This window comes from Micromonospora sp. NRRL B-16802, from assembly GCF_001279555.1.
Classification (GTDB): Bacteria; Actinomycetota; Actinomycetes; order Mycobacteriales; family Micromonosporaceae; genus Micromonospora; species Micromonospora profundi.
Map to the genome: position 1 here is coordinate 26,075 of NZ_LGEB01000051.1, position 25,065 is coordinate 51,139.

Below are 25,065 nucleotides of genomic sequence, written 5' to 3' on the forward strand. Positions count from 1 at the left end.
TCAGCGACGGACGGAGAACAGGCCCGGCGGCGGCGGATCCGAGCCTGTCGCGTCGGCATCACGCACCACCTGTGCGCCACCGACGAAACGGTCCAGGTCGTCGCCGGCCACCACCCGACCGGGAAACCAGTCACCCGCCGCCCGCCGGGTCAACTCGGGCACCGGGGGAGTGGACCGGCCCGCCACCAGCACCAGATTGCCGTACCGGCGGCCACGCAGCACCGCCGCGTCCCCGACCAGGCACGCCTGCGGCAGCACCGCGCGGACCGTGGCGACCTGACCACGGGCGTGCCGCAGCGGCGGGCCGTCGGCAAGGTTCGCCAGATACCAGCCCGCCGGGCTGAGCACACGGGCCACCTCGGCGGCGTACTCCACAGAGGTGAGATGCGCCGGGGTACGGGCACCGGCGAAGACGTCGGCGACCACCACGTCGTAGCTGGCGTCCCGCGTCGAGGCCAACACGGCCCGCGCATCCTCCACGCGCACCCGCAGCCGGGCATCGGCCGGCCAGGGCAACGCTCGACGCACCAACTCCACGAGCGAACCGTCCACCTCGGACACCCGCTGCGTGGATTTCGGTCGGGTCGCGGCGACGTACCGGGGCAGGGTCAGCGCACCGCCACCGAGGTGCAGCACCCGCAGCGGCTGGCCGGCAGGCGCGATCAGGTCCAGTGCGGCGGCCAGCCGCCGGACGTACTCGAACTCCAGATGTGTGGGGTCGGTCAGATCGACGTGCGACTGCGGCGCGCCGTCCAGCAGCAGCGTCCACGAACCCGCCCGATCCGGGTCCGGAACAAGCTCCGCCTGCCCGGTGTCCACCTGCTCCACCAGCCGGTCAGTCGCCCGCTTACGCCCCACAGTGACCAGACCCGATCAACGGCCGACGCGGGCCGCGGCGGTCAACGCGCGGTGCAGCAGCCGGGAATCACCGAGCAGCGCCCGCAGGCGGCGCTCCAGCCCGGCGATCGGGACCAGGTTCTGCGGGGCCCGCGGATCCTTGTACGGCGTGGACGCGAACCGGGGCAGGGTGACAAGCGACAGGTCGGCCAGCTCGATCGCCGCCTCCACGGGAAGGTCGGCCGAACACTCCACCCGCACGATGCCCGCCCACGGCGCCCCGAGCGCCACCGGCAGCCGCAAATACCACGACCAGCCGCCCCAGGCCGTGCCGAGCCGGAACACCGGCGAACGCTCACCCGACGCCAGACCGGTCACCACCGCCGTCAACCGGGCATCCAGGTACTGGCTGTGCTGGGTCTTGATGTAACCCAACGTGCGCGGCAACTGCCGGCGGCTCCGCAGCGGGCCGTCCACCACCAGCAGGTCCCCGTCGACCCGGGCGGCGTCGGACACCGCCACCTCCAGCGCCGTCAACGGGCCCTGCACGGCCGCAGGCAGCTTCGCCAGCTCACCAGTGCCACCCACCCGGTGCACCGGATAGCGGATCGCCCCCGCCACCACGTCCTGCGCCGACGGGCTCGCCGTGAACAAACCCCGACCGACCCGGGTCCCGGCCAGCTGCGCCGCACCCCGACCCAGATCGCAGCGGACCACCCCCGCCGCGTACGAGGCGGCCAACCCCGGGAACGACCCCCCGTCGGCCTCGGCCGTCCAGATGCTCGCGTCGATCCGGCGGACCCCGTCGACAAGCAGCACCACGTCCGGTGACCGCACGCCCGCGCGTACCCCGATCGCCCGCCAGTCCACGGCGGGCAACTCCACGTCCGCGTCTACCTGCGCGCTGCTCGGCGCGGCCGGCCCCGACGCGGACGCCTCGAACGACGCGCCGTAGGCCGGATCCCACGAGTCGACGAAGAAAGCCGCGTCGCTCACCGGGCCAGCCTTTCGTTCGCGACTGCGGGGCTCCGCTGCGCTGCGCTCCTCGCGCTCACCGGCCCGTCCGCTCGACCCGCGCCGAACGGGCATCCTTGCGCACCTCGAAGCGGACCGGGATGCGTTCGGCAAGCGCCGGGACGTGCGTGACCACGCCGACCATCCGGTCACCCCGGGCGGCCAGGTTTTCCAGGGTCGCGGCCACCGTGTCCAAAGTGGCAGCGTCCAAGGTGCCGAAACCCTCGTCCAGGACGATCGACTCCAGGCTCGCCGCTGTCGTCGACATGCCGGCCAACTGCTCGGAGAGCGCGAGGGCCAACGCCAGCGACGCCTGGAACGTCTCACCGCCGGACAGGGTGCGTACACCGCGACGCAGTCCGGCGTCGTGCTGGTCGACCACGAAGAACTCGCCCTTGTCGTGCACCAGCTCGTACTGGCCGGAGGACAACTCCCGCAGGATGCCCGACGCGCCGTCGACAAGCAGATCCAACGCCTCGGCCAGCAGCCACCGCTCGAAGTTGTTGGCCCGCAGGTGCCCGGCGAGAGCGCGCGCCACCTGAGCCTCCCGCTCGTGACCGGCCCGCTGCTCCCGCAGCGCCCCGGCCTGCTCGCGCCGCTCGGCCAGCCGACGCCTGTCACCCTCGGCCCGCTCCACCGCAACCGTCGCCGCACGCACCGGATCGTCGGCGACCGGCACGTCGGCCGTCGCGAAGATGGCGGCGATGCCCTGCTGCACCGCGTCGGCAGCCGCCTCGGCCTCCGCGACGACACCGGCCCGAGCGGCCCGGTCGGCACGTCGGCGCTCCACCTCGGTGCTCGCCCAACCCGTCAGCGCCGTCCACGCGGCGGCCACGTCGTCCCTGTCGGTGGCGGGCGGTCCGAACCGGGCCAGCCCGTCGCGGGCGGCGTCGAAGGCCCGCCAGGAAGCGCGCAACCGCTCCTCGGCGGCGTCCACCCCGGCACGGGCCTGGCGGGCGCTGTCCCGGCCGGCCCGCACGGCGGTCGCCGCCTCGTCCAGGGCGCGCCGCAGCCGGGCGTGCTCGGCCAACTCCCGGTGCAGCACCGCCGGCTCGGCCGCGCCGGCGAGTTGCCCGTCGAGGTCGGCCAGCCGGGCGTCCACCTGCTCCTGCCGGGCACGGGCCTGCACCAACAACCGCTCCAGGTCGCGCGCCGCCGCGTCCCGCTGCTGCACGGTCGCCTGGGCGGCCTTGGTGGCGGCCCGCGCCGCTTTGCCCGCCGCCGTAGCGGCGGCCACCGCCGAGTCGGCCGGCACCGCAGGCACCTGCGCCACCGGCTGCTCGCAGACCGGGCACGGCGCGCCCGGATGCAGGTGCGTCCGCAGGCTCACCGCCAGGTCGGTGGCCTTCGCCTCCTCGTGCGCCCGGAACGCCGCCTCCAACTCGGCGTCGGCCCGTTCGGCGTCCACGCGGGCGGCGGCCAGCGCGGCCACCGCCGCCGTGTGCTCGTCGTGCGCCGCGCGCACCGTCGCCCGGACCGTCTCGGCCTCGCCGGTCAGTCGGTCCCGATCGTCGTACGCCCGCAGCAGCATTCGCAGCGCGCTCTCGTCCCCGGCGCGGGCCAACTCGCCGCGCAGTTTCTCCTCGCGCTCCTCGGCAAGCGACACGGCGGTGGCTGCAGCCTCGGCCTCGGCCCGCGCCGCACTCACCGCGCGGGCCACCTCGGCCACCCCGCGCGGTGCCTTGATCCCGGTCAGCACTGTCAGCTCGTCGTCAAGCGCGGTCAGGGCTGCCGCCGCCTCCTGAGCCCTCGCCCGGGCCGCCGCCAACTCCGGCACCGCTGCGGTCACCGCGCCTGCCAACTCGACCATGCGGTCGACCCGGGCGTCGGCCTCGGCCAACGCCTCGTCGTCCACACCCGTCAGGCCGGCGAGCAACTGGTCGACCGCGTCCAGCCGGGCCTCCGCCTGCGCGGCACGCGCCGAAGCCCTCTTCTGGACGTCCTCGTAGACGCCCAGGCCGAGCAGGTTGACCAGGATCTGCTGCCGGGTCGCCGGCTTGGCGTGCAGGAAATCGGCGAACTGGCCCTGCGGCAGCACCACGCAGCTGGTGAACTGCTCGTACGGCAGCCCCACCGCCTCCAGCACCGCCTGCTCCATCTCGGCTGGCGTACCGGCCACCACCTCGCCGAGGTCGTCCGGGCTCAAGCCGGTGTCCAGCTTCGTCACGTCGAACCCGGCCGGCATCAGCTGCAATCCGGCGTTCGCGGTCTTGACGTTGCCCCGACCGTCCCGGCGCACCACCCGGGTCGCCACGTAGCGGGCGCCGCCGGACTCGAACACCAGCCGCACCCGGGCCTCGGCGGCCGACGGCGCGAGCGCGTTGGCAAGCCCTCGCGGGCCACCCCAGCGGGGCACCATGCCGTAGAGGGCGAAGCAGATGGCATCGAGCACAGTGGACTTACCCGAGCCGGTCGGGCCGATCAGGGCGAAGAAATCGGCATCGGTGAAGTCGACTGTCGTCTCGTCCCGGAAGACCGTGAAACCGGCCATGTCCAACCGCATCGGACGCATCAGTGCTCGACCTCCTCGAAGAGTTCGTCGAAGAGTTCCCGGACGCCCTCGTCGGAGTGCCCCCGGCTGTCCAGGTAGTCGGCGAACAACTCCCGTGGCGAGCGCCCCGAGCGCTGCGCGATGCGGGCGCCACTGCCCGGCGTGGCGAGCATCTCCGGATCGATCCGGATCTCCAACGCCCGGGGGAGCAACTCCTGGATCTCCTCGCGCAGGCCGGCGCGGGGCTGCTCCCGCACGAACACGCGCAGCCATGCGTCGGGCGCCTCGATCTCGGCGAGCTGGGCCAGGGTGCCCCGCACGGTGCGCAGCGCGCTCGCCGCCGTCACCGGCACCTCCCGGATCCGGGCGGCGGTGGTGGCGCTGACGTCGACCAACGTCACCGAGGGGACATTCTCCTGCTCGCCGAAGTCGACAGCGAGCGGGCTGCCGCTGTAGCGCACCGGGCAGGGACCCTCGACGCGCTGCGCCCGGTGCAGATGGCCCAGCGCCACATAGTGCGCGTTGGCCGGAAAGACGGTCGCCGGCACCGCGTAGCCGAGCACCGTGTGCGCGTCCCGCTCGCCGCCACCGGCAGCCGCCCCGGTCACCGTCACGTGCGCCGTGACCAGGTGCACCCGGTCCGGCTCGGTGAAACCCTCGGTGAGTCGGGCCAACACCCGACCCAGGTGGTCGGCGTACGTCTGGTTGGCCTCCGCGGCGGTCAGCTCGTACATCTCCAGCGCGCGGATCGCGTACCGCTGGGACAGGAACGGCAGCGCGGCGAGCTGCCACCGCTCCCCGTCGGCGGTGGTGCCGTCGATCACGTGCTCGTCCGGATTTTCCCGTACGCCGCCACGGAGCGTGATGCCGGCGGCCTCGGCCCATGGCCGCAGCGCGTCCAGCGCCGGACCGTTGTCGTGGTTGCCGCCGATCGCCACCACGTCCGCGCCGGTACGCCGCAGCGCCGTCAACGCCCGGGTGACCAGGCGGGTCGCCTCCGAGGTGGGCGCGGCCGTGTCGTAGAGGTCACCGGCGACGATCACCAGGTCCGGCTGCTCGGCACGGGCGATGTCGATCACCCCGGCCAGCACGGCCTTGTGCTCCTCGGCCCGGGACTGCCCCTTGAGCACCTTTCCCACGTGCCAGTCGGAGGTGTGCAGGATCTTCACAGTTGCACCGGCCCTACCTAGAACGGGATGTCGTCGTCGGTGCCGCCGCCGGAGCCCACCACGGCGAACGGGTCGGCGGACTGGGTGATCGAACGCAACGTCTCCGATGGTGCCCGGCCCGCCTCGGAGACCCGGGTCGCCCATGCCGGGAACGGGAACTCGAGGCACAGCGGCACCGGGATGTCCGGCTGGTTGACGAACATGGTGCCCGGCTTGGCCAGCAACGCCCGCTGCCGCTGGGCGGGCGGGAGGAACCCGTACTCCGGGCGGGACGCCTCGGCCGGGTCGAGCCGGCCGACCACCCGGATCGCCGAGTTGGTGACGATGCGCCGCTCCACCTCGCTCGCCGTCTGCTGCGCGCCGATCAGAATCACCCCGAGGGAGCGGCCCCGCTCGGCGATGTCGAGCAGCACCTCCTTGATGGGGGAGGAGCCTTCCCTGGGGGCGTACTTGTTGAGCTCGTCCAGGACGACGAAGAGCAACGGCTTGGCGGTGCCCGACTTCTCCTTGCGCTCGAACTCGCTCTTGAGCGTCACACCGACCACGAAACGCTGCGCGCGGTCCGGCAGGTTGTGCAGGTCGACAACTGTGACCTGCGCCGACTCGCTCGTGTTGATCGAGTGCGGGCGGCGCGTGGCCAGGTCGCCGCGGATCAGCCGGGCCAGGTCCTTCTTACTGCCGATCAACCGCCGGGCGAATGCGTTGACGGTGCCCAGGCCGACCGCGCTGCCCGCCCAGTCGGAGCGGGTCTCGTCGTCGTTGAGCTGGTCGACGATGTGGTCGACCAGATCGCCGTAGGAGCCGAGCCGCACGCCGTCGATGCTCACCCCGCCGTCGGCCGGCTGCGCGTAGCGGGCCAGGTGCGCGGTGACCGAGTGGACCACCATCGTGTACTGCTGGCGTTCGTCGTCGGCGTCGGCGAACACGTACGGCAGGAGGCGGTCGGCGCAGAACTCGCTGAGCGTCCAGTAGAAGCTGTCGACGCCGGTGAGCCGGCTGCTCACGTCGGGGGTGCCCGACGAGTCGCCGGGGCGCGGCGGGGCGTAGACCCGGACGTCGGGGAACGCGCCGGCGCTCAACCCCAGCTTCGCGTACGCCGCGCGGGTCGGCTCGTCCAGGCGGGTGTTGGGGTGGTCCAGGAAGAGCAGGTCCTCGCCCTTGACGTTGAAGATCAGCGCCTTGGCGTTGACCGCGTCGCCGCCCAGCACCCCGGAGCGGAACACCGAGTAGAGCAGGAAGGTGGCGAAGCTGGTCTTGGTGGCCACCCCGGAGATGCCGGAGATCGAGACGTGCGCGCCGCGGCTGCCGTCGAGGAAGTCGGCGTTGAGGTAGACCGGCACACCGTCGCGGCCCATGCCCATCGGGATGCGCCGTTCCATCCGGTCGAAGTGCAGCGCGCGTGCGCGGGCGTCGCCCTCGGCCCGGTGCACCACAGCGCCAGGGGTCGGCGGCACGTAGAGCTCGGGGTCGACACGGGTGGTGGTGACCTCGGCCGCCTCCTGCACCTGCGCCGGCAGCGTGCCGTCGGCGATGGCGAACACGTCCGAGTCGAACTGGGCGCCCTCGTGGCGGGCGCGGACCTGGGTGACCACCCCGGCGATCGTCACCGGCTCCCGGTTGGGCAGCTCGCGCCGGGTGACCACCACGTCGTCGAGCTGGAGGTAACTGCCGGGCGCCACGGCCGTCCAGAACTGCAACGGGGTGGCGTCGGCGGTGCCCAGCACCCGGCCGACCGCCTCGCCCGGACTGTCGAGGTCGCGGTCGGTCATCGGGCGAGGTGGGTCGGTCGGGCAACACGGTCGGCGCGCATGACGTGCATCCTGCCCGAGGAGTACGACAGGTCGCCACGCGACGCGGCGGACGACACGATGCCCCGTCACACTCATGACAGGGGGTGTGCAGCCGGCGACAACCCGTGCCCGCTGCTCCGTTCCTACGGGCGGGCGTGGCGGAGCATGAGGACGCCGTCGTCGGCGGCGAGCACGTGCCGCAGCGGCAGGTGCCGGGGCGCGCTGGCGTCGCCGGCGGTGATCCGGCCGGCGCCGGGGCCGGCGAGCAGCGGCGCGACGGTGAGGCACAGTTCGTCGACCAGGTCGGCGGCGGTGAGCGCGCCGAGCAGGTGCGGGCCACCCTCGCAGAGCACCTGGGTCAGCCCTCGCCCGTGCAGTTCGGCGAGGCCGGCGGCCAGGTCGACGCGGCCGGTACCGCAGCGCAGCAGGTCGGCGACGTCGGTCAGGCCGGGCGGCGGCTCGGCGTCGGAGTGGGTGAGCACGATCGGCCGGACCGGCGCGTCGGCGAAGGCCGCCTGCGCCGGGTCCAGGTCCAGCGAGCCGGAAACGACAACGAGCGTGGGGTACGCGGCCAGCCCGTTCGCCTGACGCCAGGCGCGGCGGGTCTCGTTGAGTCGGACGGCCCGGTAGCCCTCGTGGCGGAGTGTGCCGGCGGCCACCACCAGCGCGTCGCAGAGCATCCGCAGCAGGCCGAACACCCGCTTGTCCGGCGCACCGGAGAGCCCTGCGGAGTAGCCGTCCACGGTGACTGCCCCGTCGAGGCTGGACACGAAGTTGACACGCAGTCGGGGTTGGTCGGCGCGGCCGTACAGGGCGGTCAGCGCGGCGTCGTCGAGCGGCTCGGTCGACGGCTCGGGCCAGAGCCGTCGAATCGGAATTCCGACCGTCATTCGCCGGCCGGACCAGTGACCGGAGGGGTCGGTTGGGCGGTACGGTGCTGGCAGTCGCACCAGTTCCGGCCCGGGCAGTCGTCGTGTCGCCGGGCCCGGCACGCTCGGCAGATCATGCTGGCAGCCTAAGCCGCGGGAGGACAGGACAGCATGCCGCGTCAGATCTTCCAGCTGAAGATGTCCGTCGCAGGCGTCCGCCCGCCGGTGTGGCGCCGGGTGCTCGTGCCGGCCGGCTACACGCTGGACCGGCTGCACCGGGTGGTGCAGCACGCGATGGGTTGGCGGGACTGCCACCTGCACTCGTTCGAGATCGACGCCGTGCAGTACGGCGAGCCCGACCCGGACGGCGACCTGGTGCTGCACGACGAGTTGGACGTGCGGCTGGACGCGGTGCTCGGCAAGGGCAGCCGGTTCTCCTACACGTACGACTTCGGGGACTGGTGGGAGCACGACCTCGTCGTGGAGGACGCGCTGACCGCCGATCCCGACGAGCGGTATCCGATCTGCCTGGACGGCGAGTGGGCCTGCCCGCCGGAGGGCATCGGTGGCCCGGTGGGCTACCACGCGTTGCTGGCTGCCCTGTCGGATCCGACGCATCCGGAGCGGGTCATGCTCAGCGACTGGGTCGCCGACGGCTTCGACCCCACGTTCTTCGACCCCGCCGTCACCACGACGTTGCTGCGTCGCTTCTGCTGACGGTCCCTGGGACGGCCTCGCCAGGGTGTGCACGGCCCTTGATCAGCCCTGCGAGTGCCCGCCTGAAACAGGGCGGTAACGATCTGGGAACGCTCCCAACGGTCTATTGACACCCCCGGACCGCGCCGGCAATCTCATGGGAGCGCTCCCGGAGTGGTGCGGGTCACCCGCCGCGCGCCGGGTGCGATCCGTGGCAGCGCCCACCGGGATTCGCCACCAGCACCCCCACCACACCCGACTGAAAGCCTCACCACCGAAAGAGGGGTTACAGATGCGCCTCACCACGCGGCGTACCCGCCTGGCGGTCGCTGCCCTGGCCGCGATCACCGCCGTCAGCGGTCTTACGGCATGCGGCAAGGACGACGACAAGCCGGCGGCCGGCGAGAAGCCGGCCAAGCTGGTTGTCGACACCTTCGGCGAGATGGGCTACGACGAGCTCGTCAAGCAGTACGAGAAGGACACCGGCATCAAGGTCGAGCTGCGCAAGACCGCGCAGCTCGGTGACTACCGGCCGAAGCTGGTCCGCTACCTGGCCACCGGCAAGGGCGCGGCGGACGTCACCGCCCTGGAAGAGGGCATCCTCAACGAGTTCAAGCCCAACGCGCGCAACTGGGAAGACCTCGCGCCGCTGGTCGCCGACCACTCGAAGGAATACCTGCCCTGGAAGTGGGAGCTGGGCAAGGCGCCGGACGGCCGGCTGATCGGCCTGCCGACCGACGTCGGCAGCCTCGCCGTCTGCTACCGCAAGGACCTGTTCGAGGCGGCTGGCCTGCCCACCGAGCGCGACCAGGTGTCGGCGCTCTGGCAGGACTGGAAGGGCTTCCACGACGCCGGTCTGAAGTACAAGCAGGGCAGCGGCGGCAAGGCGTTCATCGACTCGATCACCGCCGTCTCCAACGGTGTGCTCTTCCAGGGCAACGGGGACCTGTTCTACGACAAGGAAGACAACATCATCGCGGACACCAGCCCCGCGGTGAAGAACGCCTGGGACACCGCCACCTCGATGGTGGACATCTCCGCCAAGGCGTCCACCTGGTCGCCCGAGTGGTCGGGTGGCTTCAAGCAGGGCACCTTCGCGGCCACCTTCTGCCCGTCCTGGATGCTCGGCATCGTGTCGGACAACTCCGGTCCGGCCAACAAGGGCAAGTGGGATGTCGCGTCTGTTCCGGGCGGCGGCGGCAACTGGGGCGGCTCGTGGCTCGCGGTTCCGGCGCAGAGCAAGTACCCGAAGGAGGCGGCGAAGCTCGCCGAGTACCTGACCAACGCGAAGAGCCAGGTGGAGGCCTTCAAGGCCAAGGGCCCGCTGCCCACCAACCTGGAGGCGCTGAAGGACCCGGCGTTCCTCGGCTACACCAACGAGTACTTCAGCAACGCGCCGACCGGCAAGATCTTCGGGGAGAGCGTCGCCAAGATCCAGCCGATCCACCTGGGTCCGAAGCACCAGGCGGTGAAGGAGAACGCGCTCGAGCCGGCTCTGCGGGCGTTCGAGAACGGGCAGGCCGACAAGGCGAAGGCCTGGGAGCAGTTCACGAAGGACGCAAAGACTCAGGGTGCCTTCTGAGTGATTCCCTGTCGGTGGCGTCCGGGGCTTCCCGGACGCCACCGGCCGGTCCCCTCCGCGTAGCACCCTGCGCGAGGGCCCCCGGGCCTCGCCGGAAAAGGAAATTCGCATGAGCCTGTCGGCCACGACGGCGCCGCCGTCGCCAGCAGCACCTCCTCCTTCTCGCGACGTCTCCTCACGACGTCGCCGGGGAAGGTTGCTCAACCGTCTCGACGTCAAGTACTCGCCGTACCTCTACATCGCCCCGTTCTTCCTGATCTTCGGCACGTTCGGGCTGTACCCGATGGTGCGTACCGCCTGGATGTCCCTGCACGACTGGGACATGATCGGCGACCACTCGTTCATCGGCTTCGACAACTACACCCGGTTGATGTCCGACGAGTACTTCTGGAACGCGCTGGTCAACACGTTCGGCATCTTCGCACTGTCGACCATCCCGCAGTTGCTGCTCGCCCTCTTCCTGGCGAACCTGCTCAACCGGACCCTCCTGCGCGCCAAGACCTTCTTCCGGATGGCCATCTTCATGCCGAACGTGGTGTCGGTGGCCGCCGTCGCGATCGTCTTCGGGATGCTGTTCCAGCGGGAGTTCGGCCTGTTCAACTGGCTGCTCAGCTTCGTCGGTGTCGACCCGGTCGACTGGGACGGGCAGCGGTGGAGTTCCTGGTTCGCCATCTCCTCCATGGTCAACTGGCGGTGGACCGGGTACAACACCCTGATCCTGCTCGCCGGCATGCAGGCCATCCCGAAGGACCTCTACGAGGCCGCGGCGATCGACGGCGCCAGCCCGTGGCGGCAGTTCTGGCAGATCACCCTGCCCATGCTCAAGCCCACCTTCATCTTCGTGGTCATCCTGTCCACGATCGGCGGCATGCAGCTCTTCACCGAGCCCCTGCTCTTCGGCAACGGCAACATCATCGGCGGCAACCAGCGGGAGTTCCAGACGCTGGCCATGTACATGTACGAGATGGGCATCGTGAACCTGAACACCGCCGGCTACGGAGCCGCGGTCGCCTGGGCGATCTTCATGATCATCGTCGTGGTGTCGCTGTTCAACTTCCTACTCGTCCGCCGCTCGGCGAAGTGAGGAGAGATCGATGATCTCGGCTTCCCAGCGCCTGTGGCGCACCAGCCCGCTGACCTACATGGCGCTCGTCCTGGCGGCGCTGCTGTCGATCTACCCGTTCTACTACATGCTGGTGATCGGCAGCCGCAGCCTGGACAACATCAACGACGTGCCGCCGCCGCTGACCCCCGGCGGGGCGTTCGGTGACAACTTCGGGCGGGTGCTCGACAACGACGCCGCCAACTTCCTCACCGGCATGATGAACTCGATCATCGTCTCCTCGGTGGTCACCGTGTCGGTGGTGCTCACCGGTTCGCTGGCCGGGTTCGCCTTCGCCAAACTGCGGTTCCGGGGCAGCAACGCCCTCCTGCTGGCGATCATCGTCACCATGATGATCCCGACCCAGATGGGCCTCATCCCGCTCTGGGGCATGATGCAGGACCTGGGCTGGTACGACACCCTCTACGCGGTCACCGTGCCGTTCCTGGTCAGCGCCTTCGGCGTGTTCATGATGCGGCAGTACGCCAGCCAGGCCATCTCCGACGAGCTGATCGAGGCCGGCCGCGTCGACGGGGCGAGCACGTTCCGGATCTACTGGAGCATCGTGCTGCCCGCGCTGCGTCCCGCCGCCGGCGTCCTCGGTCTGCTGACCTTCATGGAGACCTGGAACTCGTTCCTCTGGCCGTACGCCATCCTCTCTCCGGAGAACCCGACCCTTCAGGTCTCGCTCTCCTTCCTCTCGTACGCCTACTACACCGACTATTCCCAGGTGTTCGCCGCCACGGCGATCGGCACCATCCCCCTGGTGATCGTCTTTCTCGTGTTTGGCCGCCAGATCATTGGCGGGATCATGGAAGGTGCCGTCAAGTCGTGAGCAACCCCGCCAGCCCACCCGCCGTCGACGTCCTCGACGAACGCCCGGGGCTGACCTTTCCACCCGGTTTCCTGTGGGGTGCCGCGACCGCGGCATACCAGATCGAAGGGGCTGCGGCCGACGACGGCCGTACCCCCTCGATCTGGGACACGTTCAGCCACACCGACGGCCTGGTGGTCGCCGGGCACACCGGCGACGTGGCGTGCGACCACTACCACCGGCTCGGCGGCGACGTCGCGCTGATGGCGGAGATGGGCCTCAAGTCGTACCGTTTCTCGGTCTCCTGGCCCCGGGTGCAGCCCGGCGGTACGGGCGCTGCCAACCGGCAGGGCCTGGACTTCTACAAGCGCCTCGTCGACGAGTTGCTCGCCAACGGCATCGAGCCGTGGCTCACCCTCTACCACTGGGACCTTCCCCAGGAGTTGGAGGACGCCGGTGGCTGGCCGTCGCGGGACACCGCCGCCCGGTTCGCCGACTACACGACGCTGATGGCGGACGCGCTCGGTGACCGGGTGCGCTACTGGACGACGCTGAACGAGCCGTGGTGCTCGGCGTTCCTGGGCTACGGCTCGGGCGTGCACGCGCCGGGCCGGTCGAACGGGGCGGACGCGGTCCGCGCCGGACACCACCTGATGCTCGGGCACGGGCTTGCCGTGCAGGCGCTGCGGGCGGCACGGCCCACTGCCGAGGTGGGTGTGACCGTCAACCTCTACCCGGTCGACCCGGCCAGCGACGCCCCCGCCGACGTGGACGCGGCCCGGCGGATCGACGGGCTGGCCAACCGCTTCTTCCTCGACCCGCTGCTGCGCGGGTCGTACCCGGCGGATCTGGTGTCCGACCTCAGTACGGTGACTGACTTCGATCACGTGCACGACGGCGACCTGGCGATCATCTCCACGCCGCTGGACCTGGTCGGGATCAACTACTACAGCCGGCACGTCGTCGCGGCTCCTGCCGAGGGCGCCGAGCCGGAGCCGTACTGGCGGGCACCGTCCTGCTGGCCGGGCAGCGAAGACGTCCGGTTCGTCAGCCGGGGCTTCCCGGTCACCGACATGGGCTGGGAGATCGACGCCCCGGGCCTTGTCGAGACGCTGCGTCGGGTGCACGAGGACTACACCGACCTGCCGCTCTACGTCACCGAGAACGGCTCCGCGTTCGTCGACGAGGTCGTCGACGGGCAGGTCGACGACGTCGACCGGCTGGGCTACTTCGACGCCCACCTACGCGCCGCGCACGAGGCAATCGATGCAGGGGTGCCCCTGAAGGGCTACTTCGCCTGGTCGCTGATGGATAATTTCGAATGGGCCTGGGGTTACACAAAGCGTTTCGGCATGATCCATGTCGACTACGACACCCAGACCCGGATCCCCAAGTCCAGCGCCAGGTGGTACGCCTCGGTGATCCGACGCAACGGTCTGGCCGCACAATAGGCTCGGGCCAGCCATCAGGGCGGTCCTGGTGTCCACCTCCCGCAGGTGGCGCCAGGCCCGCCCGCCGTCGGAGGAGCAGACGATGACAACGCAGCGCACCCGGTCGCTCGGGCGCCCGACCCTCGACGCGGTCGCGGCGCGCGCCGGCGTGGGTCGGGGCACGGTCTCCCGCGTGGTCAACGGCTCGCCTCAGGTCAGCCCGGAGGCCCGGGCCGCGGTCCAACAGGCGATCGCCGAGCTGGGGTACGTCCCGAACAGGGCGGCCCGCGCACTGGTCACCCAACGAACCGACTCCGTGGCGCTGGTGGTGTCCGAATCCGGCGAGCGGGTCTTCACCGAGCCGTTCTTCGCAGGCATCGTGCGGGGGATCAGCTCCGGGCTGCTGGAGACGCCCATGCAGCTCTGGCTGGCGATGGCCCAGTCACCGGTGGAGCGCGAGCGCGTCGAGCACCACCTGACCAACCAGCACGTCGACGGCGTACTCCTGTTGTCGTTGCACGACTCGGACCCGCTGCCGACCCTGCTGGAGGAGCGGAACCTGCCCGCCGTGCTCGGCGGCCGGCCGGCCCGGATGCTGCAACCCGGCGCGCAGCCGGCCTGGTTCGTCGATGTGGACAACGTTGGCGGAGCGCGGCAGGCGGTGGAGTACCTCACCGGCCAGGGCCGCCGTCGGATCGCCACAATCGCCGGCCCGCAGGACATGGGGGTGGGCCTGGCCCGGTTGGCCGGCTACACCGAGGCGGTCAAGGCCACCGGGTCCGGCGTCAACCCGGACCTGATCGCGTACGGCGACTTCAGCGAGGGCAGCGGCGCGACAAGCATGCGCCGGCTGCTGAACGCCTGCCCGGATCTGGACGCGGTGTTCGTCGCGTCCGACCTGATGGCGTTCGGTGCGCTGCGTACCCTGCGGGAGTTCGGCCGAAGGGTCCCCGAGGACGTCGCGGTGATCGGCTTCGACGACGCGCCGGTCGCCCGGCAGGCCGACCCGCCGCTGTCAACGGTCTTCCAGCCGGTGGAGGAGATGGGCCGGCAGATGGCCCGCCTGCTGGTGGCCCGCATCCGTGGCGAAGACATCCCCGCCCAACACATCCTCCTGGACACCCAGCTGATCCACCGAGCCTCCGCCTGACCCACCTCGCCCTGCGCTGCCCCGCCCTCGCGCTGCCCCGTCTCGCCCTCACCCTCGCGCTGCCCGCGCTGCACTGCCCCGCCCGGCCCCACCGCTCGGGTGATCATGAGGTTAGCGGGAGCGTTTCGGGCAAAACGTCCCGTCAACCTCATGATCGTCGGGGTGGGGGCGGCGTGATCGTGCTCGATCCTTGTTGTAGTGATGTTGGGGGTGGGGGAGGCCACTACATCCAGGATCGTGCGCGGCGCGGGCGGCACGCGCGATCGTGCGCGGCACGGGCGGCGCGGGCGATCGTGCGCGGCGCGTGCGGCAGGGGTGGCTCGGGCTGCGCGCTTGGCACGTGGGTGTGCGGCAGGCGGCGGGCTGCGTTTGGGTGCGCGGGATTAGGCGGGGGTGGGGGTCCAGCGGCGGAGTTCGCGTTTGGCTAGGGAGTTGCGGTGGACCTCGTCGGGGCCGTCGGCCAGGCGTAGGGTGCGTGCCTGCGCCCACAGGGCGGCCAGCGGGGTGTCCTGGCTGACGCCCGCGCCGCCGTACCCCTGGATGGCCTTGTCGATCACCCACTCCGCCATCGCCGGCGTGCCGATCTTGATGGCCTGGATCTCGGTGTGGGCGCCCTTGTTGCCGACGGTGTCCATCAGCCACGCCGTCTTGAGCACCAGCAGGCGGGCCTGTTCGATGCGGACCCGCGACTCGGCGATCCACTCCCGGACGACGCCCTGCTCCGCGAGGGGTCGGCCGAACGCGATCCGCTCGTTGGCCCGGCGGCAGAGCAGTTCCAGTGCCCGTTCGGCCATGCCGATCAGCCGCATGCAGTGGTGGATGCGGCCCGGTCCGAGGCGGGCCTGGGCGATGGCGAAGCCGGTGCCCTCGGCGCCGATGAGGTTCTCCGCGGGCACCCGCACGTCGGTGAAGTCGATCTCGGCGTGCCCGCCGTGCGAGCCGTCGGTGTAGCCGAAGACGTGCATTCCCCGGCGCACCGTCACCCCTGGGGTGTCCCGCGGGACCAGCACCATGCTCTGCTGGCGGTGCCGCTCGGCTGCGGGGTCGGTCTTGCCCATCACGATGAAGATCTCGCAGCGCGGGTCCATCGCCCCGGACGACCACCACTTGCGTCCGTTGATCACGTACTCGTTGCCGTCGCGGGTGATCCGGGTGGCGATGTTCGTGGCGTCGGAGGACGCGACGTCCGGCTCGGTCATGCAGAACGCGGAGCGGATCTCGCCCTCCAGCAGCGGCATGAGCCACCGCTCCCGCTGCGCCTCGGAACCGAACTCGGCGAGCAACTCCATGTTGCCGGTGTCCGGTGCCGCGCAGTTGACAGCCTCCGGCGCCAGGTGCGGGCTGCGGCCGGTCAGCTCGGCCAGCGGCGCGTACTGGAGGTTGGTGAGGCCGGCCCCGTAGCGCGGGTCGGGCAGGAACAGGTTCCACAGGCCGCGCCTGCGGGCCTCCGCCTTCAGCTCGGCCAGCACCGGGGTACGCGACCACGGATCGCCGGCTGCCACCTGCTCGGCGTGTACGGCCTCGGCCGGGTAGACGTGCTCGGTCAGGAACCGGGTCAGCTCGTCGCGCAGCTCCTCGGTCCGGGCGTCGTACGAGAAGTCCATCACCGCTCCCTGGCGGCGGTCAGCCCGTGCGCGACCAGCGGTGCCACCATGTCGCCGATCCGGTCGAAGCCCTCGCCGAGGGTCTGGCCGAGCGTGTGCCGGTAGTGGATGCCCTCGCAGATGACAGCGAGCTTGAAACAGCCCAACGCCACGTGCCAGTGCAGGGGGCCGACGTCGACGTCGCTGCGGCCGGCGTACCTGTCGATCAGCTCGGCGCCGGTGGGGAACCCGGCGTGCGGGCCGAGCCCGTCGGCGACCGGGTTGCCGGCGGCCTTCTCGCTGCCACCCAGCACGTCCCAGTACGTCAGCAGCAGCCCCAGGTCGGCGAGGGGGTCCCCGAGGGTGGCCATCTCCCAGTCGAGGACGGCGTGCACGGCCACCGGGTCGGCCGAGGCGAGGAGGTTGTCGAGCCGGTAGTCGCCGTGCACGATCCGGCCGGCGTTGGCGCCCTCCGGTGCGGTCGCCGCCAACAGGTCCCGCAGTTCGTCGATGCCGGGCAGGTCGCGGCTGCGCGAGCGGTCGAGCTGCCCGGCCCAGCGGCGGATCTGCCGGGCCAGGTAGCCGTCCGGGCGGCCGAAGTCGTCAAGCCCGACGGCAGCGGGTTCGACGGTGTGCAGCGCGGCGAGCGTGTCCATCATCGCCATGGCAAGTGCGCGGCGTCGGTCGTCGCCGAGCGGGTCGGTCTGTGCGCGGGTGCGGAACACCTCGCCGGGCACCCGTTCCATCAGATAGAACGGTGCGCCGATCACGTCGGGGTCGGTGCAGAGCAGCAGCGCCTCGGGCACCGGCACCGCGGTCGGGGCCAGCGCCGAGATGACCCGGAACTCGCGGCCCATGTCGTGGGCGGTCGCCAGCACGTGCCCCAGCGGGGGTCGGCGGAGCACCACCTCGCGGTCGCCGAGGCGCAGCAGGTAGGTGAGGTTGGATTTGCCGCCGGCGATCAGTCGGGCCTGCAACGGCCCCGCCGCCAACCCGGGTCGGTGCTCCGCCAGGTAGCCGGCGAGTCGATCGAGAGCAAGGCCGGTGGGGGAGGCCGGAACCGCGCCCGTCCGGAGCGCGTCGACGGACGGATCGGTCATCCGACTAGTTGATGGCAGCTCGCTCGCGTTGTCAAGGTCAGATTTTCCCCCGGGACATGCCCCTGCAACAGGGGCGAAATGGTCACCGAACAGGCTGTGACCAGCCTGCCGGCCCTCGCCGGCCCGCCGAGCGGAGGGACAGACATGTTGCTGCGAGTTCGGGTCACACTGCCGGACCGTCCGGGCACCCTCGGCCAGGTTGCCCGCACGCTGGGTGTCTCCGGCGCGGACATCGTCCAGGTGGTGGTCCTCGAACGCCTCGGCGGGCGCGCGGTGGACGACTTCACAGTCGTCTGGCCGGGCGCGGCCCGGGTCGAGCGGCTGCTGGCCGGTCTCGCGGCGATCCCCGGCGTACGGGTGGACGGTGTGTGGCGGGCGATCGGCGCGCCCACCACCACCGGGCAGGACGCGGAGCTGCTGGCCCAGGTAGCGGCCAACCCGGCCGACGGTCTCGCGACCCTTGTCGACGCGGTGCCGGGGCTGCTGGCGGCGGACTGGGCGGTGGCCGCCGTGGTGCCTGTTGACTGGGCTTCGCGGACGGGAGGCGGCGGTGCCACCGTGGGGCACGCGAGTTGGCGTGCGCCCGTACCCCCGCGGTTGCCGGAGGTGACGCCGCTGCGCGGCCGGTCGGTGACCACGCCCGACGGCACCCACCACGCGATCACGCCGTTCGGCCGGGCCGGCCTGGTGCTGGTGGTGGCCCGGGAGTACAGCGAGACGCTCTGCGCCGCGAACTTCCACAGCACTGAGGTCGACCGGCTCACCCAGCTCGTCCGGGCCAGTGCGGTGATCCTCGGCGACCGGCTGGACCTGGTGGGCGCGCCGCCGGTGGTCGCCGGCCCCTGACCGTCGGAGATTTCCGGGCTCGACACCGCCGGGCAATCGGGCGGCAACAGCCGGGGACGAGGCTCTGACGTGGGGAAGGGAGCCAACCATGACGTTGTGGCGGATCAGGGCCACCGTGGACGACCGGCCGGGTTACCTGTCGGTCCTCACGGCGAGCCTGGCGCTGCGTGGGGTCAACATCCTCACCGTGCAGGTGCAGCCCACCGAACAGGGTGCGGTGGACGATTTCCTCGTCGACGCACCGGACACGCTCGACGAGGCCGGGCTGATCGCCGCCGTCGAGCGGGGTCGCGGCCGGCACTGCTGGGTGGCGCGCAGCGAGGCGCGCGGCCTTGTCGACCAGCCCACCCGGATGCTCGGGCTGGCCAACCGCCTGGTACGCGACCCGGACGCGGCAGGCGAGGCGCTGCGGACCTTGCTCGGTGCCGACTCGGTCAGCTGGCGGCCGGCGTCGGCAAGCGCCGAGCGGGGCATCGTCGACGCGACAATGCTGCTGGCCGACCCGGCGGGCGGCTCGTTCACGTTGCGGCGGGCGGCACCGGCCTTCACCCCGGCGGAGTACGCGCGGGCGCAGGCTTTGGTCGAGCTGGCCGCGACAGTGGCGCGGCGGTCCGCCGAGCAGGTCACACTGGTCTTGCCCGACGGCGCCGAGGTGGCCGTCCGGCCGGCCTGCGCGGACGACCTGCCCGGCGTGCTGGAGTTGCACGAGGGCTGTTCCCCGCGAAGCCGGCAGCGGCGTTACCTGGGCGGAGCGTCGCTGCCCCAGCCGGCCCGGCTGCGTCGGGTCCTGGAGCCGAACCGAGGGCTGACACTGCTGGCCACGGCGGCGGCCTCCGACGGTGCGGCGGAGTCCGTTGTCGCCATGGCCAACCTGCTCGGCGAAGGTGACGAGGCCGAGGTGGCGCTGCTGGTACGCGACGACTGGCAGCGGCGTGGGCTCGGTTCGGCGCTGCTGCGCCGGCTGGCCCGGCACGCCGACGCGGCCGGTTACGAGGCGCTCGTGCTGCACGTGCAGGCCGAGAACACCCCGATGCTGCGTACGCTGCGGCGGCTGGACCGCCCCACGGTGACCGAACGCGACGGCACCCTGCTCAACCTCACAGTGCCACTGGCCGCAGAAAGGAAGGGCACCCTTTTAACGCCTGGTGCATAGGAAGGGCCCCTTGTTAACCGCCGGGGCGGCTTACGGCCGGGTCAACGCGCGGAGGGCTCGCGGCGGCCCGACAGGCAGAACCGGTTGCCCTCCGGGTCGGCGAGGACCACGTACGGCGGTTCGGTCGGGTGGGGATCCGTGGGGTAGTGGCGCCAGTCCACCCGCTGGGCGCCGAGCGCGAGTAGCCGGTCGAGCTCCTCGTCGAGGCTGCGTTCGCCAGCGTCCAGGTCGATGTGAAGCCGAGGAAACTCCTGCGCCGCGCTCTCGCTGAGGTCCATGGCGATGGCCGTGCCCGACGTTCCTGGCGGCGGCTCCAGCACTATCCACTCGTCACCGTCATATCGAGGTGCCCGGCGGCGGTAGCCGAGGGCTGCGGCCCAGAACCGTCCCGCGCGCTCGGGGTCGGACACGCCCAGGGAGAGCTGTTCGATCATCGCCACCGCTCGACGGTACGCGACGCTGCGCTGTTAATAAGGACCCCCTGCTCTACATCAGGCGTTAACAGGGGGCCCTTCCTTGCAAAGCTGGTCAGGTGGCGGGGTAGCTGTTGTAGTCGGGGAAGTTGCCGTACAGCCGGTTGTCGCCGCCCACCGTGACCGCCTGCACCAGCAGGTCGCCGCCGACGAACGCGCCCTTCCAGGACGCGCCCCGACCGCCGAACGGCTCGTCCCGGTCGCCGCGCGAGCGTGGCTTGTTGATGCCCACCTTGAACGCCTGGAGGTCCACGGCGAGCTTGCCGGCCTCGTCGGTGTCGTCGCAGGCCAGTGAGGCGACGAGCGCGCCGTTGGAGGCGTTCATCGCGGCCAGCAGCTCGTCGGTGGTGTCCACGACGACGATCGTGTCGACAGGCCCGAACGGTTCGGCGTGCATCAGCCGGGACCGGCCGGGCGGGGCGAGCAGCACCGACGGCGCGACGTACGCGGAGGTGTCCTGACCCGGCAGGAACGGCGCGCCGGTCAACTTGCCCCGGTGCAGGGGCACAGCCCCGCCGCGGACCGCCTCGTCGACCTTGCGGTGCAGCTCGTCGGCCTTTGCGGCGCTGATCAGCGGCCCGAAGTCCAGCTCGGGCAGCGGGTCGCCGGCGGTCCAGTCGTCGCCGACGGCAAGCGGGTGGCCGAAGCGCACCGAGCGTACGACCGGCAGGTACATGTCGAGGAACTCGTCGACCAGGTCGCGCTGGACCACGAACCGTGGGTACGCGGTGCAGCGCTGCTTGCCGTACTCGAAGCCCTTCTTGAGGTGCGTGGCGAGCAGGTCCCACTGGGAGAAGTTCCAGATGCCCCAGGCGTTGAGGCCCTCCTGCTCGATGAAGTGGCGCTTGTCGCTGTCGAGCAGCGCGGCGGCGACCTTGCCGCCGTTGGAGCGGCCGCCGACGAAGGCCACAGCGCCGATCTCGGGTGCGCGGACCAGCACTTCGGACAGTTCCTCGCCGCCGCCGGAGACGAGGGTGGCGGGCAGCCCGGCCCGGCGCATCAGCGCGTGCGCGACGGTCAGGCAGACAGCGCCGCCCTGCGACGGGGTCTTGGCGATGACGGCGTTGCCGGCCAGCAGCTGCACCAACTCGGCGTGCACCAGGACGCTCATCGGGTAGTTCCACGAAGCGATGTTGCTGACCGGTCCGGGCAGCGGCTCGCGGCCGTCGGCGAGCATCCGGTCGATCTCTTCGGCGTACCAGCGGACGCCGTCGAGTGCCCGGTCCACGTCGGCGCAGGCCAGCCGCCACGGCTTGCCGATCTCCCAGACCAGCAGCAGGGCGAGCAGGTCGCGGTGCGCGGTGAGGGCCTCCAGCGCGTCGGCGACGCGGGCCTTGCGGTCGGCCAGCGGGGTCGCGGCCCAGGCCCGGTGGGCGTCGGCGGCGTACGCGACGGCGGCGCGGGCGCTGTCGGCGTCGAGCCGGGGCAGGTTGATGATGACCGTGTTGTCCACAGGCGTACGGGCGGGTGCGGGGCGACCCACTGCCCGCCAGTCGCCCTCGATGAGGTTGTGCAGCGTGGTGACGCCGTCGACGTCGGCGCCGAACGCCTCGGGAGTGGCGGCCACCGCGCGGGCGAGGACGTCGGACCAGGCAGTGCCCTCGGCGAGTCGTAGTGCCATCGCGTTCTCCTCTGGTTGCCGGGGAGCGGCGGCGTCGATGGCACCGCTGGTGATCGGTACTGTCTCGCGGCGAGTAGCGGGTCAGCAACAGTACGTTCGTATGGCAGAGGTTCGATGGCCTGCGTGCCCGCGCAATCGAGGTGGGCGGATGGCCTCCGACCTGCGGCCCTAATCAGTAACTTATCGATGGGCATCGATGATGTGAGATAGCTCAGGGTGACTGTCAGCGGTTACCCATGAGTACGAGAAACGGGGCCGCTTCCCAACTGGCCACGCGCCCGATACATTGTCGCTTATCCATGGGAGCGCTTCCACGGCTGCCCGTGGTCACACCGCCACCCCCGCTGTCGCCGGTGGCCGTGCCGCCCCACGCCGTCCCGCGTTGGTGCGACCACCGGCGGCGCCTCCGACAGGAGCCTGCCATGCGTCACCTGACAGGGCCGTCCACCGGCCACCCCGGCCGGTCTCCGGTCGCCGATCAGCCCTGGCCCCGGCGGCTGCTGGCCGCCGGTGTCGCACTGCTCACCGGGCTGTCCCTCGCTGTCGCCGCGCCACCGGCCGGCCCGGCGTCCGCCGCGCCGGCGTTCAACTACGCCGAGGCGTTGCAGAAGTCGCTGCTCTTCTACGAGGCGCAGCAGTCCGGCCGGCTGCCCGACTGGAACCGGGTCTCCTGGCGAGGCGACAGCGCGCTGACCGACGGCGCCGACGCGGGGCTCGACCTCACCGGCGGCTGGTACGACGCCGGTGACCACGTCAAGTTCGGCTTCCCCATGGCGTTCAGCGCAACGATGCTGGCGTGGGGCGCGGTGGAGTACCGCAGCGGCTACACGTCCTCCGGGCAACTGCCGCACCTGCTCAACAACCTGCGGTTCGTCAACGACTACTTCATCAAGGCGCACCCGTCGGCGAACGTCCTCTACGGGCAGGTCGGCAAGGGCGACGACGACCACAAGTGGTGGGGTCCGGCAGAGGTCATGCCGATGGCGCGACCCGCGTACAAGATCGATGCGAGCTGCGGCGGCGCGGACCTGGCCGGCGAGACGGCGGCCGCGATGGCCGCCTCCTCGATGGTGTTCCGGCCCACCGACGTCGCCTACGCGGACAAGCTGCTCACGCACGCCCGGCAGCTCTACACGTTCGCCGACACGGTGCGGAAGTCCTACCACGAGTGCATCACCGACGCGACGAGCTTCTACCGCTCGTGGAGCGGCTGGCAGGACGAGCTGGTGTGGGGTGCCATCTGGCTGTACCGGGCCACCGGCGACGCCACCTACCTCGCCAAGGCCGAGAGCGAGTACGACAAGCTCGGCACCGAGAACCAGACCACCACCCGCTCCTACAAGTGGACGATCGCCTGGGACAACAAGCAGTTCGGCGCGTACGTGCTGCTGGCCAACCTGACCGGCAAGCAGAAGTACGTCGACGACGCCAACCGCTGGCTGGACTACTGGACCGTCGGGGTCAACGGCCAGCGCGTGCCGTACTCGCCCGGCGGGATGGCGGTGCTCGACTCCTGGGGTGCACTGCGCTACGCCGCCAACACCTCCTTCGCCGCGCTCGTCTACAGCGACAAGACCACCGACACCACGCGCAAGACGCGCTACCACGACTTCGCCGTCCGGCAGATCAACTACGCGCTCGGTGACAACCCGCGCAGCTCCAGCTACGTCATCGGGTTCGGCGCCAACTCGCCGCGCAACCCGCACCACCGCACCGCGCACGGCTCCTGGTGGGACAGCCAGACCGTGCCCGTCGAGACCCGGCACACCCTCTACGGCGCGCTCGTCGGCGGCCCGTCCTCGCCCAACGACGCGTACAGCGACAGCCGGTCGGACTACGTGATGAACGAGGTCGCCACCGACTACAACGCCGGCTTCACGTCCGCGCTGGTCCGGCTGACCTCCGAGTACGGCGGCACGCCGCTTGCCAACTTCCCGGTCGCCGAGACGCCCGACATCGACGAGCTGACAGTGGAGACCACCGTCATGCAGGCCGAGCCCCGGGCCACCGGGCTCAAGGCGATCGTCTACAACAAGTCGGCGTTCCCGGCCCGCGCGCTTACCGACGGGAAGTTCCGGTACTACTTCCGGCCCGACGGCACCGGCCCGGTGCAGGTCACCGCCGGCTACACCCAGGGCTGCCCGTCCCCGACCACCGCCAAGCAGTTCAGCGGCGACATCTGGTACGTCGAGGTGGACTGCACCGGGCACACCATCGCACCGGCCGGGCAGTCGCAGCACCGGATGGAGGTCCAGTTCAAGATCGGTGTGCCCGAGGGTGGCACCTGGGACCCGACGAACGACCCGTCGTACCAGGCCACCGCAGGGCCGAACCGTAAGGTGCCGCTCTACTCCGGCACCACCCGCGTCTGGGGCGACGAGCCGGGGCCGGTCGTACCGGACACCGCAGCGCCGAGCGTGCCCGGCACGCCCGTCGCGTCCGCCGTCACGTCGAGCGGGCTCACGCTGACCTGGGCCGCGTCCACCGACACCGGCGGCAGCGGCCTGGCCGGCTACGAGATCACCCAGTCGCAGACGGGCAGCGACGCGCTTGTGCTGCGTACCGCCACCACGAACACGCTCGCCGTGACCGGGCTGCTGCCGGAGCGGACGTACCAGTTCACAGTGCGGGCCCTCGACGGCGCCGGCAACCGGTCCGCGTCGTCGGCTGCCGTCAGCGTCACCACCCCGGCCGGACCGGCGCCGGACACGACAGCGCCCACCGCGCCCGGCACCCCGGTCGCCTCGGCGGTCACCGCCACCGGGCTCACCCTGACCTGGGCAGCGTCGACCGACAACGTCGGCGTCACCGGCTACCGGGTCTACCGCGAGGCCGGCGCCACCGACGCGCTGGTCGGCTCACCGACCGGGACCACGGCGGCGGTGACCGGCCTGACCGCCTCGACGGCGTACCAGTTCTACGTGGTGGCCGTCGACGCGGCCGGCAACACCTCCGCGGCGTCCGCGCCGGTTTCGGTGACCACCGCGCCCCCGCCGGTCGGCGGCACCTGCTCGGTGGGGTACGTCACGAACGACTGGAGCACCGGCTTCACCGCCACTGTGACGATCACCAACACCGGCACCACAGCGCTCAACGGCTGGGCGCTGCGGTGGAGCTTCACCGGTGGGCAGACCGTCAGCCAGGGCTGGTCTGCGACGGTCAGCCAGAGCGGCGCGGCGGTCACCGCCACGAACCTCTCCTACAACGGCGCGCTCGCGCCCGGAGCGTCGGTGAGTTTCGGCTTCAACGGCAACCACAGCGGCAGCAACCCGAAGCCGACGGCCTTCACCGTCAACAACACCGCCTGCACCATCGCCTGACTCAACGACGCGGCGTGGCCGGTTG

19 protein-coding genes are annotated in these 25,065 nt (G+C 71.3%); 9 read left to right on the plus strand and 10 right to left on the minus strand.

What is annotated here, in order from left to right; genetic code table 11:
• The 6 genes from ADK66_RS09260 to ADK66_RS09285 form a co-directional block, all read right to left on the minus strand.
• Positions 1 to 858, minus strand: a complete 858-nt coding sequence (locus ADK66_RS09260; protein WP_053653519.1) for a spermidine synthase — start codon at positions 856 to 858, stop codon at positions 1 to 3.
• A 15-nt stretch (positions 859 to 873) separates the two neighbouring features.
• Complete coding sequence (locus ADK66_RS09265; RefSeq protein ID WP_053653520.1) at positions 874 to 1,833, minus strand: hypothetical protein; 960 nt, start codon at positions 1,831 to 1,833, stop codon at positions 874 to 876.
• Between the two features lie 55 nt (positions 1,834 to 1,888).
• Entirely contained in the window at positions 1,889 to 4,363 is a 2,475-nt protein-coding gene (locus ADK66_RS09270) for an AAA family ATPase (RefSeq protein ID WP_053653521.1), read from the minus strand.
• A complete protein-coding gene (locus ADK66_RS09275) occupies positions 4,363 to 5,511 on the minus strand; it encodes an exonuclease SbcCD subunit D (RefSeq protein WP_053653522.1) in 1,149 nt (382 codons plus the stop codon). The genes ADK66_RS09270 and ADK66_RS09275 overlap by 1 nt, the downstream gene beginning before the upstream one ends.
• 17 nt (positions 5,512 to 5,528) lie before the next feature.
• On the minus strand, positions 5,529 to 7,280 hold the full coding sequence (locus ADK66_RS09280) for an ATP-binding protein (protein ID WP_053653523.1): 1,752 nt from the start codon (positions 7,278 to 7,280) through the stop codon (positions 5,529 to 5,531).
• Between the two features lie 164 nt (positions 7,281 to 7,444).
• Positions 7,445 to 8,191, minus strand: coding sequence for a pyrimidine reductase family protein (locus ADK66_RS09285; RefSeq protein WP_053653524.1), 747 nt, complete (start codon positions 8,189 to 8,191; stop codon positions 7,445 to 7,447).
• A gap of 150 nt (positions 8,192 to 8,341) precedes the next feature.
• Here ADK66_RS09285 and ADK66_RS09290 point away from each other — a divergent pair, with 150 nt between their 5' ends.
• The 6 genes from ADK66_RS09290 (at position 8,342) to ADK66_RS09315 (ending at position 14,944) form a co-directional block, all read left to right on the plus strand.
• Entirely contained in the window at positions 8,342 to 8,887 is a 546-nt protein-coding gene (locus ADK66_RS09290) for a plasmid pRiA4b ORF-3 family protein (protein WP_053653525.1), read from the plus strand.
• A 271-nt stretch (positions 8,888 to 9,158) separates the two neighbouring features.
• Positions 9,159 to 10,448: an ABC transporter substrate-binding protein gene (locus ADK66_RS09295; protein WP_053653526.1), complete on the plus strand. Its 1,290-nt coding sequence runs from the start codon at positions 9,159 to 9,161 to the stop codon at positions 10,446 to 10,448.
• A 109-nt stretch (positions 10,449 to 10,557) separates the two neighbouring features.
• Positions 10,558 to 11,532: a carbohydrate ABC transporter permease gene (locus ADK66_RS09300; RefSeq protein WP_053653527.1), complete on the plus strand. Its 975-nt coding sequence runs from the start codon at positions 10,558 to 10,560 to the stop codon at positions 11,530 to 11,532.
• A gap of 10 nt (positions 11,533 to 11,542) precedes the next feature.
• Positions 11,543 to 12,385: a carbohydrate ABC transporter permease gene (locus tag ADK66_RS09305; protein ID WP_053653528.1), complete on the plus strand. Its 843-nt coding sequence runs from the start codon at positions 11,543 to 11,545 to the stop codon at positions 12,383 to 12,385.
• On the plus strand, positions 12,382 to 13,815 hold the full coding sequence (locus ADK66_RS09310; protein WP_053653529.1) for a GH1 family beta-glucosidase: 1,434 nt from the start codon (positions 12,382 to 12,384) through the stop codon (positions 13,813 to 13,815). Before ADK66_RS09305 ends, ADK66_RS09310 begins: the two co-directional genes overlap by 4 nt.
• Before the next feature lie 82 nt (positions 13,816 to 13,897).
• Entirely contained in the window at positions 13,898 to 14,944 is a 1,047-nt protein-coding gene (locus ADK66_RS09315; RefSeq protein WP_053653530.1) for a LacI family DNA-binding transcriptional regulator, read from the plus strand.
• A 383-nt stretch (positions 14,945 to 15,327) separates the two neighbouring features.
• On the opposite strand, the gene ADK66_RS09320 is transcribed toward ADK66_RS09315, so the two are convergent.
• Positions 15,328 to 16,548, minus strand: a complete 1,221-nt coding sequence (locus tag ADK66_RS09320; RefSeq protein WP_053653531.1) for an acyl-CoA dehydrogenase family protein — start codon at positions 16,546 to 16,548, stop codon at positions 15,328 to 15,330.
• Positions 16,548 to 17,627, minus strand: a complete 1,080-nt coding sequence (locus ADK66_RS09325; protein ID WP_053653532.1) for a phosphotransferase family protein — start codon at positions 17,625 to 17,627, stop codon at positions 16,548 to 16,550. The genes ADK66_RS09320 and ADK66_RS09325 overlap by 1 nt, the downstream gene beginning before the upstream one ends.
• Positions 17,628 to 17,771: 144 nt before the next feature.
• On the opposite strand from ADK66_RS09325, the gene ADK66_RS09330 reads away from it, so the two are divergent.
• Positions 17,772 to 18,473 carry an amino acid-binding protein gene (locus ADK66_RS09330; RefSeq protein ID WP_053653660.1) on the plus strand — a complete coding sequence of 234 codons (702 nt, stop codon included), beginning with the start codon at positions 17,772 to 17,774 and terminating at the stop codon, positions 18,471 to 18,473.
• 88 nt (positions 18,474 to 18,561) lie between these two features.
• Positions 18,562 to 19,626, plus strand: coding sequence for a GNAT family N-acetyltransferase (locus tag ADK66_RS09335; protein WP_053653533.1), 1,065 nt, complete (start codon positions 18,562 to 18,564; stop codon positions 19,624 to 19,626).
• A gap of 41 nt (positions 19,627 to 19,667) precedes the next feature.
• Here ADK66_RS09335 and ADK66_RS09340 read toward each other — a convergent pair whose 3' ends face one another.
• Complete coding sequence (locus ADK66_RS09340) at positions 19,668 to 20,060, minus strand: VOC family protein (protein WP_053653662.1); 393 nt, start codon at positions 20,058 to 20,060, stop codon at positions 19,668 to 19,670.
• Between the two features lie 94 nt (positions 20,061 to 20,154).
• Positions 20,155 to 21,720 carry an aldehyde dehydrogenase family protein gene (locus ADK66_RS09345; protein WP_053653534.1) on the minus strand — a complete coding sequence of 522 codons (1,566 nt, stop codon included), beginning with the start codon at positions 21,718 to 21,720 and terminating at the stop codon, positions 20,155 to 20,157.
• 422 nt (positions 21,721 to 22,142) lie between these two features.
• Between ADK66_RS09345 and ADK66_RS09350 the strand changes: the two genes are divergently transcribed.
• Positions 22,143 to 25,040, plus strand: coding sequence for a glycoside hydrolase family 9 protein (locus ADK66_RS09350; RefSeq protein WP_082377342.1), 2,898 nt, complete (start codon positions 22,143 to 22,145; stop codon positions 25,038 to 25,040).
• The last annotated feature ends 25 nt before the right edge of the window (positions 25,041 to 25,065 follow it).